Here is a 12,491-nt window from a genome sequence, read left to right on the forward strand (position 1 = left end):
CGCCCCCTTCGAGGCACGCTGGTCGATGGGTATTTCTCCCCGCCATCGCATTCAGATGACGCAACTAGGATGAAATGGTTACACTGCGGGCCATCAGATGCCGCGGGTGAGTTTCCTGGGGGGACCGGGTATGAAGGTGTTGTCGTGGATCCGCGCGCGGCCCAAAACGCTGGCGTCAGCCGCGGGTGTGACCGCCGGCGTCGTCGCGCTCACGACAATGGCACTGACCTATGAGGGCTTTCCGACGACGAAGGTCGATCTGAACGACGGCGGCGTCTGGATCACGAAGACGTCGAGTCTGCTCGTCGGGCATTTCAACCACGAGTCCACGGTGCTCGACGGCGGCGTGCGCACCACAGGTGAAGATTTCGACATCCTGCAGGATGCCACGAACGTGCTCGTCGTCGACGAGGGTGCCTCCACGGTCAGCTCGGTCGACCCGGCGCGCGTGTCGCTGGGGGATTCTGCCAGCATCCCGAGCGCCTCGAAGGTGGCGCTGGGAAATCAGACGGCGGCGATCCTCGACCAGAAATCGGGCGACCTGTGGGTCGTGCCGGTGAAGGGGATCGCGTCGTTCGAGATCGAGTCCGCCGATCCGGTCGCAGAGCTCGGCGAGGACGCCGATGTCGCCGTCGCCGACGATGGAACGGTCTTCGGCCTGTCGAGTGTGCGCGGCGAGGTCGTCACGGTCTCGGTCGACAACGAGGGGCAGGCGCTGGAGTCGTCGTCGGCCTCCGTCGGTGAGATCGATGCATCCGAAGCGACGCCGACGATCGCGGCGGTCGGCCGGACGCCGGTGGTGCTGGATCCTGCAGCGGGCGTGGTGATGACCCCGGGTGGCTTCCGTACCGAATTGCCGAACGCCGATGGGGCGGTGCTGCAGCACGCGTCGGCGGAGACGAACGCGGTTGCCGTCGCGACTAAGTCGGCATTGGTGCAGATTCCTCTGGATGGCAGCGAGCCGATCGTGACGGATGCCGGAGGAGACGGCGCTCCGGCGGCGCCGGTGTTCTTGAAGGGCTGTACGTACGGTGCCTGGGCGGGTGCTGCGCGGTTCGTTCGGGAGTGTCCTGGCGACAGCAATGACGTGGCGGCGTCGATCAAGGATGCGGCGGATTCGAAGAGCCTCACGTTCCGGGTGAACCGCGATGTGATCATCCTCAACGACGCTGTCGGCGGTGCGGCGTGGATGGCGAACGAGAGCCTGCAACGCGTCGACAACTGGAACGATCTGACTCCGCCGGAGGGGGAGACGGAGAACCAGGAGGATTCCACCGAGGAAACGGTGGAGACCACTCTGCCGGAGCGCAGCGAGGTGAACACCCCGCCGATCGCGGAGGATGATTCCTTCGGTGTGCGCCCAGGGGCATCCGCCCTGCTGCCGGTGATCGACAACGACAACGATCCGGATGGTGATGTGCTGGTCGCGGCGATCGCCGAGCAGCAGCCTTCTATCGGCACCGTGCAGCCGATCTACAACGGTGCTTCGTTGCAGATCGCCGTCGATAAGAAGGCGTCGGGTTCGACCTCCTTCCTGTACGAGGTCGATGACGGACGCGGCGGCAAAGACACCGCGACGGTCACTCTCTCCGTCCACGATTGGGGCGTCAACGGAGCTCCGGCTCCGAAACGCAAGACGTCGCTCACGGTCGAGGCCGGCGGCACGGTCTCCTACAACATCCTTCCCGACTGGATCGATCCGGACGGTGATGACATCTATCTCAAGGACGTCATCGCCGCCCCCGGTGACGAGGTCGATTTCAGCACCGATGGTCAGCTCACGTACAAGGCGACGGCGAGCCAGCAGGGTCGTAAAGACGTGCAAGTCACGGTCGCGGACGGTTCCGGCGAGACGTCGACGGCGACGATCTCCCTCGATGTGCGCCCGCAGGGAACCACGAAGCCGAAGACGAACGCCGATCACGTCGTCACCCGCGTCGGTGAGCAGATCACGGTCGCTCCGCTTGCGAACGACACGAGCTCGGGCCGTGAGCCGCTGCGACTCGGCCGTGTCGACGAGTCGCCCGGCGCGACGATCCTGCCTGACTTCACGAACAAGACGTTCACGTTCTCGGCGCCGACTGCCGGTGTCTATTACGTGCAGTACCTCGCGACGGCAGGGCCAGAGAACGGTGAAGGCCTCGTGCGCATCGACGTGACCGAGGGGACTGAGGTCGATCTGCCTCCGGTCGCCGTCCGCGACGTCGCGCTATTGCCCACCGGCGGCGATGTGCTCATCGGTGTGCTCAACAACGACACCGATCCGTCCGGCGGCATCCTCGTCGTGCAGTCCGTGACGATGGAGCCGAGTACCGGAGTGTCCGTTTCGGTGCTCAACCATGAAACCCTGCGCATCACCGATCAGGGTGCGCTGGACAAGCAGGTCCGGATCTCGTACCGCATCTCGAACGGCGAGCAATCCGCCGACGGTGAGGTCGTGGTGGTGCCGATTCCGGCTCCGGAGAAGATCCTGCAGCCTGTTGCGAATCCGGACACCGTCTACGTCCGTGCCGGAGATGTCGTGACGATTCCGGTGCTGGACAATGACACGCATCCCAGTGACGATGCGCTGCATCTGTCGCCGGAGCTGGTCGAGCCGCTGGTCGATCCGGAGGATGGTGAGGCGTTCGTCTCCCAGGATGTCGTGCGGTTCAAGGCCGGCGCCGAGGCCAAGACGGTCTACATCACCTATGAGGCGGTGGATTCCCGGCAGCAGAAGGCGGCCGGATACGTCACGGTCCAGATCCTGCCGATCGATGAAGAGACGAATGCGGCCCCGCGCCCCCGCGACCTCATCGCGCGCGCGCTCAGCGGCACCGAGGTGAACATCGCGGTGCCTCTGGACGGCATCGACGGCGACGGCGACTCCGTCGAGCTCCTCGACATCGCCTCGTCTCCTACGAAGGGGCGTATCACTGAGGTCGCGCAGAACTATTTCTCCTATGAGGCGTTCGACGGTTCGACCGGGGTGGACACGTTCAAGTACCGGGTGCGTGATCGCCTCGGTAAAGAGGGCACGGCGACCATCCGCGTCGGTATCGCTCCGGCGGAGCAGGTGAACCAGGCGCCCTACGCGGTGAAGGATGCCGTGGTGGTGCGTCCTGGGCGCGAGATCGCAGTGCCGGTGCTGGGCAACGACTCCGATCCGGAGGGTGACAAGCTCGCCCTCGTCAAGGACGGCCTCGAACTGCCGGACATCGATGGTCTATCCGCACGAGTATCCGGCGACCGCGTCCTCGTCCAGGCGCCCGACCGTTCGGTGGAGACGTCGTTGCAGTACACGGTCAGTGACGCGCGCGGAGCCACGGCATCCGCAGTGCTGCAAGTCACGGTCGACGAGGAAGTGCCGCTGCAGGCGCCGGTCGCGCGCGATGACCGCCTGCGCCCGGTCGACCTCAAGGACGGGACTCTGACGGCCGACATCGACATCCTCAGCAATGACGAGGACCCCGACGGAACGGTTGATCGTCTTGACCTGGAGGTCGGTGCGGGTGGTACGCCGCTGGAGAACGGCAAGATTCGGGTCACCGTCACTGACGAGCTGCAGCTGATCCGTTACACGCTCACGGATCAGGACGGTCTGGCGGCTTCGGCGTTCATCTTCGTGCCGTCGGTGGATGGTCTGCGCCCGACGTTGACGTCGACGAAGCCGCTGGAGGTCATCAGTGGTGAGACGAAGGAGCTCCCGCTGTCGGAGTACGTCACGGTCGCCGGCGGTGGTGATGTCGTGATCACCGAGCATGCGAAGGTGAGTGCGGCGAAGGGTGACGGTTCGAACCTGGTCAAGGATGAGCGGACTTTGGTCTACACGTCGGCGCCGGGCTATTTCGGTCAGGACTCCCTCACGTTCGAGGTGACGGATGGCACGGGCCCGGATGATCCTGAGGGCCGCAAGGCGACGCTGAGCATCTCGATCAATGTGCTCCCGCCGGAGAATCAGCAGCCGAAGTTCATCCGTGGTGAGGTGAACGTCGCGCCGGGGGAGACCGCGCAGGCATTGGACCTTGCGGCGTTGACGACGGATGCGGATCCGGAAGACGCGGGTAAGCACAAGTACACGCTCGTCGGCGGTGAGGGCAAGGGCATCACGGCGAAGGTCGATAAGGACCGGTTGCTGGTGGAAGCGTCGTCGAACGCGAAGAAGGGGACGGCGTTGACGCTGACTCTGCGCATCGATGACGGTGTGACCGAACCCGTCGAGGGCACCGTACAGGTGCTGGTCACCGCATCCAATCGGGCGATGCCGGCGGCGAACACCGACACGATCGCACAGGCGGATCAGGGCAAGCCGATCACGGTGCCGGTGCTCGCCAACGACTTCAACCCCTTCCCCGAAACCCCCTTGAAGCTGACCTCATGGGTCGTCGAGACGGGCAGCGGTTCGGTGGAGAAAGACGGGGACAAACTCGTCGTCACACCGTCCAAAGAGTTCGTCGGCACGCTGGTCGTCGCTTATCGGATCCAGGATGCGACAGAAGACGTGGACCGAGAGGTGACCGGTCAGGTCGTGGTGACGGTACAGGGGGTGCCGGCGGCGCCCGGAACGCCGACGGTGACGAGTGTGCAGGATCGCACCGTGGTCGTGTCGTATGGCGCGCCGTCGAACAACGGCGCGGAGATCACGAAGTACACCGTCAAGTCCGTGAGTGGCAGTGCCTATTCGAAGGATTGCGAGTCGACGACCTGCACGCTGACCGGGCTGACCAACAACGTCGAGTATGCGTTCCAGGTGACGGCGACGAACCGGGTGGGCGAGTCCGAGCCTTCGGGCACGTCGGCCGTGGCGCGCCCGGATGCCCGTCCGGATACCCCGAACCCGCCGACGTTGAAGTTCGGTGACAAGTCGTTGCAGGTGGCGTGGACGACGCCGACGACCCCGGGCTCGCCGGTCGAGCGGTACACGCTCGAGATCTCGCCGGCGCCGCCGTCTGGCATCACGCAGAAGGAAGTCACGGGGAACTCGATGACCTGGGAGGGGCTGGAGAACGGTGGCAACTACCAGGTGAAGGTGCAGGCGCATAACCGGGCCCCGGAGCCGTCGAGCTGGAGCAACTGGTCGACGTCTGAGGTTCCGGCTGGTCCGCCGTTCGCGGCGGGGGCTCCGACGACGACGGAGTTGACGCCGGTCGGCGACCAGGCGCAGATGCAGGTGAACTGGGTCGCTCCGAACAGCAACGGAGACGCGATCGACAGCTACCGGCTCGAGGTCTACGAGGGCTCGAGCCTGGTGCGCACGCACACGCCCAGTGCCGGTGCGACGAGCTTCGCGGTCGTGGTGCCGACGTCGGAGACCGCGTACACGTATCGGATCCTGGCGCATAACAAGGCCGGCTGGGGCGAGCCGAGCGCCGCGTCCGCACCACGCCGCGGCGTGATCGCGCCCGGCGCGCCGACCGGAGTCGTCGCGTCACCGGCGGACCAGGCGATCACGGTCGCGTATTCGGAGGGGTCGCGTAACGGCGCCCGTTCCGGCGAAATCTCGTACCAGTACCGCCTCAACGGCGGTGGTTGGGCCGGTCTCCCCGGAAACAACACCATCGGCGGGCTCTCGAACGGCACGGACTACACGGTCGAGCTGCGTGCCGTCGCGAACGTGGACGGAACGACGTATGCCGGTGCGACATCGAACGCGTCGACGGCGAGACCGTTCGGGCCCCCGCACACGCCCTTGGCATCGGCGCGACAGTTGCCGACCCAGGTCGAATTGTCATGGAACGCCAGCGGCTCACCCAACGGTCGCAACATCAAGGTCGTGCAGGTCAGCATCGACGGCGGTGGCTGGCAGAACGTCGGGATATCGGGCTCGGTCGTCGTCGGCAACGGCTACAGCGAGCCGCACAGCATTCGGGTCAGGGCCCAAGACGAAGCGAACCAGTGGACCGCGGAAGCCGCGGCATCCCAGCAGTCGGGCGATCGTCCGCAACCCGATGCCTGGGTGACGCGAGGCGATGCGAAGACCAACGGCTGCACGAGCGTGAACGGCGGTCCTTGCTACAACCTCCGGCTGAACACCTCGAACTTCGCCGCCGGGTCGTACAAGATCGAGTGCACGGCTGGCGGCGTGGTGTTCGCGAACAACGACGGATACTCGGTCAGCATCCCCGCGAACGGATCGATCATCATCAACTGCTGGAACGGCTACGAAACCACGAAGGGCTTGAACATCATCGGTGGCAATCCGGCCCAAGCGAGGGAAGGCTACTTCTAAGCCGCCATCACGGCCCTGGGCGCACCTGATGGGGAATACTCCCCATCAGGTGCGTCGACGGAGCCGGTTAGGATTACCGGGTATCTGCGGCGCTTTCGAGCGACCGACTCAGAGCCGAATCGTGCCACCAGGGGGAAATGAGTATGAAGGCGTTGTCGTGGATTCGCGCGCGGCCGAAGGTTCTGGCCTCGGCAGCAGGCGTGACCGCCGGCGTCGTCGCACTCACCACGATGGCCCTGACGTATGAAGGTTTTCCGACGACGAAGGTCGATCTGAACGACGGCGGCGTCTGGATCACGAAGACGTCGAGTCTGCTCGTCGGGCATTTCAACCACGAATCCACGGTGCTCGACGGGGGTCTGCGGACCACGGGCGAGAACTACGACATTCTGCAGGACGCCACCAGTGTGCTCGTCGTTGACGAAGGGTCGTCGACCGTCAGCTCGGTGGACCCGGCCAGGGTGTCGCTGGGCGATTCCACCGGCATCCCCGGATCCGCCAAGGTGGCGCTCGGGAATCAGACGGCGGCGATCCTCGACCAGAAGTCGGGCGACCTGTGGGTCGTGCCGGTGAAGGGGATCGCCTCCTTCGAGATCGAGTCCAAGGAGCCGGCGGCAGAGCTCGGCAAGGACGCCGATGTCGCTGTCGCGCAGGACGGCACAGTCTTCGGCCTGTCCAGCACGCGCGGCGAGGTCGTCACGGTCTCGGTCGACAACGAGGGAGAGCCGCTGGAGTCCTCGACGGCCTCGCTCGGCGAGATCGATCCGGCAGAGGCAACGATCACCGTCGTGGGCCGCACCCCGGTGGTGCTGGATGCGGTGTCTGGTGTCGTACTGACCCCGGGCGGGTTCCGTACTGAGATCCCGAATGCGGATGGCGCGGTGCTGCAGCAGGCGTCGGCGGAGACGAACGCGGTTGCCGTCGCGACCAAGTCGGCGTTGGTGCAGGTGCCTCTGGATGGCAGCGAGCCTGTTGTGACGGATGCCGGTGGCGAGGGTGCTCCGGCGGCGCCGGTGTTCTTGAAGGGCTGTACGTACGGCGCGTGGGCGGGTGCCGCGAGGTTCGTTCGCGAGTGCCCCGGCGACAGCGATGACGTGGCGGCGTCGATCAAGGATGCGAAGGATTCGAAGACCCTCACGTTCCGCGTGAACCGCGATGTGATCATCCTCAACGACGCCGTCGGCGGCGCAGCCTGGATGGCGAACGAGAGTCTGCAGCGCGTCGACAACTGGAACGATCTCACGCCGCCGGAGGGCGAGACGGAGAACCAGGAGGACTCCACCGAGGAGACGGTGGAGACGACCCTGCCGGAGCGCAGCGAGGTGAACACCCCGCCGATCGCGGAGGATGATTCCTTCGGCGTGCGTCCTGGGGCATCGGCTCTGCTCCCGGTGATCGACAACGACAACGACCCGGATGGTGATGTGCTGGTTGCGGCGATCGCCGAGCAGCAGCCCGCCATCGGCACCGTGCAGCCGATCTACAACGGGGCGTCTCTGCAGATTGCCGTGCCGGAGGACGCATCCGGCTCGGGATCGTTCACGTACGAGGTCGACGACGGCCGAGGCGGCAAGGACACCGCGACGGTGTCGCTGTCGGTGCACGGGTGGGACGTCAACGCGGCGCCATCACCCAAGCGCAAGACGTCGCTGACGGTCGAGGCCGGTGGCACGGTCTCTTACAACATTCTCCCGGACTGGATCGATCCCGACGGCGATGACATCTACCTCAAGGCAGTCGTGGCGGCTCCGGGCGATGAAGTCGATTTCAGCACCGATGGTCAACTGACATACAAGGCGACGGCGAGCCAGCAGGGTCGTAAAGACGTGCAGGTCACGGTCGCCGACGGCTCCGGCGAGACCTCGACGGCGACGATCACCCTCGATGTGCGCCCGCAGGGCACCACGAAGCCGAAGACGAACGCCGATCACGTGGTCACCCGCGTCGGTGAGCAGATCACCGTCGCGCCCCTCGCGAACGACACCAGCTCCGGCCGCGAGCCGCTGCGACTGGGCCGTGTCGACGAGTCGCCGGGTGCGACGATCCTGCCTGACTTCACGAACAAGACGTTCACGTTCTCGGCGCCGACCGCCGGTGTCTATTACGTGCAGTACCTCGCGACCGCGGGCCCTGAGAACGGCGAAGGGCTCGTGCGCATCGACGTGACCGAGGGGGCCGAGGTCGACCTGCCTCCGGTCGCCGTCCGCGACGTGGCGCTGCTGCCCACCGGCGGCGATGCGCTCATCGGTGTGCTCAACAACGACACCGATCCGTCCGGCGGCATCCTCGTCGTGCAGTCCGTGACGATGGAGCCAAGTACCGGCATCTCCGTGTCGGTGCTCAATCACGAGACCCTGCGCATCACCGACCAGGGAACGCTGGAGGAGACCGTCCGGATCAGCTATCGCATCTCGAACGGATCGAAGTCCGCCGACGGTGAGGTCGTGGTGGTGCCGATCCCGGCGCCCGAGAAGATCCTGCAGCCGATCGCGAACCCGGACACCGTCTATGTGCGGGCCGGTGACGTCGTCACCATCCCGGTCCTCGACAACGACACCCACCCCAGCGACGATGCACTGCACGTCGCCCCCGAACTCATCGAGCCGTTCGTCGATCCGGAGGATGGTGAGGCGTTCGTCTCCCAGGACGCAGTCCGGTTCAAGGCCGGTGCCGAGGCGAAGACGGTCTACTTCACGTATGAAGCGGTGGATTCTCGGCAGCAGAAATCCGCCGGCTACGTCACCGTGCAGATCCTTCCGATCGACGAAGAGACGAACGCCGCGCCCCGCCCACGGGATCTCGTCGCGCGCGCGCTCAGCGGCACCGAGGTGAACATCGCCGTGCCGCTCGACGGCATCGATGGCGACGGCGACTCCGTCGAACTCCTCGACATCGCCTCGTCCCCGACCAAGGGCCGCATCATCGAGGTCGCGCAGAACTACTTCACCTACGAGGCGTTCGACGACTCCACCGGCGTGGACACGTTCAAGTACCGGGTGCGTGATCGCCTCGGTAAAGAGGGCACGGCGACCATCCGCGTCGGTATCGCTCCGGCGGAGCAGGTGAACCAGGCCCCGTATGCGGTGAAGGATGCCGTGGTGGTGCGTCCGGGGCGCGAGATCGCGGTCCCCGTGCTGGTGAACGATTCCGACCCTGAGGGCGAGAAGGTGGCGCTCGTCAAGGACGGCCTCGAAGTGCCCGACATCGGTGGATTGTCGGCACGAGTGTCCGGCGACCGCGTCCTGGTCCAGGCTCCCGACAAGTCGTTGGAGACCTCGCTGCAGTACTCCATCAGCGACACACGCGGTGCGACCGCATCGGCCGTGCTGCAGATCACCGTCGACGAGGAAGTGCCGCTCGTGGCGCCGGTCGCTCGTGACGATCGGCTGCGTCCGGTCGACCTTGAGAAGGGAAGTCTGACCGCAGACCTCGACATCCTCGAGAACGACGAGGATCCCGATGGAACCGTCGAACGTCTTGACCTGGAGGTCGGCGACGGTGGTACGCCGCTGGAGAACGGCAAGATCAGAGTCACCGTCACCGACGAGCTGCAGCTGATCCGTTACACGCTCACCGATCAGGATGGCCTGGCGGCGTCGGCGTTCATCTTCGTGCCGTCGGTGGATGGGCTGCGCCCGACCCTCACGTCGACGAAGCCGCTGGAAGTCATCAGCGGTGAGACGAAAGAGCTCCCGCTCTCGAAGTACGTCACCGTAGCCGGCGGCGGCGATGTCGTGATCACCGAGCACGCGAAGGTGAGCGCAGCGAAGTCTGACGGTTCGAACCTGGTCAAGGACGAGCGGACCCTGGTCTACACGTCGGCACCCGGCTATTTCGGCCAGGACTCCCTCACGTTCGAGGTGACCGATGGCACGGGCCCGGACGACCCGGAGGGCCGCAAGGCGACGCTCAGCATCCCGATCAATGTGCTCCCACCGGAGAATCAGCAGCCCACGTTCATCCGCGGAGAGATCAACGTCTCCCCGGGCGAGAAGGCCGAAGTGCTCGACCTGGTACCGCTGACGGTCGATCCGGACCCGGAAGACGCGGGCAAGCACAAGTACACGCTCACCGGTGGCGAGGGCAAGGGCATCACGGCTCAGGTTCGCGGCGGGAAGCTCTCCGTCGAGGCCTCGTCGAATGCCAAGAAGGGCGCCGTCGCGACGCTGACCCTGCGCGTGGACGACGGCGAGACCGAACCCGTCGAGGGCACGGTGCTGGTGCAGGTCACCGCATCGAACCGGGCGATGCCGGCGGCGAACACCGACACGATCTCCGAGGCGGATCAGGGTAAGCCGATCACGGTGCCGGTGCTCGCCAACGACTTCAACCCCTTCCCCGAAACCCCGCTGAAGCTGACCTCATTCGTCGTCGAGACGGGCAGCGGTTCGGTGGAGAAAGACGGGGACAAACTCGTCGTCACACCGTCCAAAGAGTTCGTCGGCACGCTCGTGGTGCGCTATCGCATCCAGGATGCGACGGAAGACCCCGACCGGGAAGCCTCGGGACAGGTCGTCGTGACGGTGCAGGGCGTTCCGGCGGCACCGGGCGCCCCGACGGTCACGAGCGTGCAGGACCGCACCGTGGTGGTGTCGTATGGTGCGCCGTCGAACAACGGCGCGGAGATCACGAAGTACACCGTCAAGTCGGTGCAGGGCAGCGCGTATTCGAAGGAGTGCCAGTCGACGACGTGCACCCTCGACGGCCTGACGAACAACGTCGAGTACACCTTCCAGGTGACGGCGACGAACCGCGTGGGGGAGTCGGAGCCGTCCGGAGCATCGCAGATCGCGCGTCCGGATGCGCGTCCTGACACTCCGAATCCGCCGACGCTGAAGTTCGGGGACAAGTCGTTGCAGGTGGCGTGGACGACGCCGACTACCCCCGGTTCCCCCGTGGAGCGCTACACGCTTGAGATCTCGCCGGCGCCGCCGTCTGGCATCACGCAGAAGGAAGTCACCGGGAACTCAATGACCTGGGAGGGTCTGGAGAACGGTGGCAACTATCAGGTGAAGGTGCAGGCGCACAACCGGGCGCCGGAGCCGTCGAGCTGGAGCAATTGGTCGACGTCTGAGGTTCCGGCCGGCCCACCGTTCGCGGCAGCGGCTCCGACGACGACGGAGCTGGCGCCGGTGGGCAGCCAGGCGCAGATGCAGGTGAACTGGGTCGCGCCGAACAGCAACGGCGATGCGATCGACAGTTACACACTGGAGGTCTACGAGGGGTCGAGTCTGGTGCGCACGCACCAGCCGAGCGCGGGTGCGACGAGCTTCGCGGTCGTGGTGCCGACGTCGGAGACTGCGTACACGTACCGGATCCTGGCGCACAACAAGGCCGGGTGGGGTGAGCCGAGCGCCGCGTCGGCGCCACGCCGCGGCGTGATCGCACCCGGCGCGCCGCGCCTCGGGAGCGTGACCCCTCGCGACGGAGCACTCTTTGCCCACTTCTCGGAACCGGCGCGTAACGGCGCCCGCTCCGACGAGCTGAGGTACCAGTACCAGTTGAACGGCGGCGGATGGGCCGACTTCGGCAACATCACCCGCGATGCGGGCTTCGACCCGCCGCTCCTGGGGACCATCGGGGGGCTGCGCAACGGCGATTCCTACCGGGTCGAGGTGCGCGCTGTCGCGACCGTCGACGGCAGCACCTATGTAGGCAGCCCGTCGAATGCGATCGCCGAGATCCCGTACGGCGCACCGCGGGCCCCGGAGGCCAACGCCAGGAACCTCGGCACCAGCGTCGAGCTCACTTGGGACTCGAGAGGGTCCGCCAACGGCCGGCCGATCGAGCTCACCCAGATCAGCGTGAACAACGGCGCCTGGCAGGACGTGCCCCAGACGGGATCACGGACGCCGGGCAACGGGTACCAGCAGCGCTACACCATCGAGGTCAAAGCACGAGACTCCGCGGGTCAGTGGACACCGGTTGCCTCGGCATCCGCCGTGACCAGCGATCCGCCGGCACCGAAGGCGTGGGCGAGCAAGGGCGTTTCCGCGAAGGGCGAACCCGGCTGCAGTACCGACCCGTGCCGCTGGATCGTGGTGAACACCGAGAACTTCACGGCGGGCAATTTCACCGTGACGTGTCTCGAGAACGGAAGCCGTATCGGCGGAACGAGCCCGCGGACCATGTCGCTCCCGGCCAACGGAGCCACTCGGACCAGTTGCTACTTCGGGTATCCGGGTGAGCGCGTCTCCGTGTGGATCGAAGGACCCGGGTACAACAAGGAATCCGGATCCGTCACCTGGTGACGGCCGGCGCGACGACAACTTCGAAGAACCAA

The 12,491-nt window shown here is 66.0% G+C and carries 2 protein-coding genes; both read left to right on the forward strand.

Translation table 11 applies throughout. From position 1 onward, the window contains the following. Nucleotides 1-130: 130 nt before the first annotated feature. Nucleotides 131-6,208, forward strand: a complete 6,078-nt coding sequence (locus MRBLWH12_RS16495; RefSeq protein ID WP_363550798.1) for an Ig-like domain-containing protein — start codon at nt 131-133, stop codon at nt 6,206-6,208. 200 nt (nt 6,209-6,408) lie between these two features. Then, nucleotides 6,409-12,459: an Ig-like domain-containing protein gene (locus MRBLWH12_RS16500; protein ID WP_363550800.1), complete on the forward strand. Its 6,051-nt coding sequence runs from the start codon at nt 6,409-6,411 to the stop codon at nt 12,457-12,459. Nucleotides 12,460-12,491: the final 32 nt, after the last annotated feature.

The organism is Microbacterium sp. LWH12-1.2, from assembly GCF_040675825.1.
Lineage (GTDB): Bacteria > Actinomycetota > Actinomycetes > Actinomycetales > Microbacteriaceae > Microbacterium.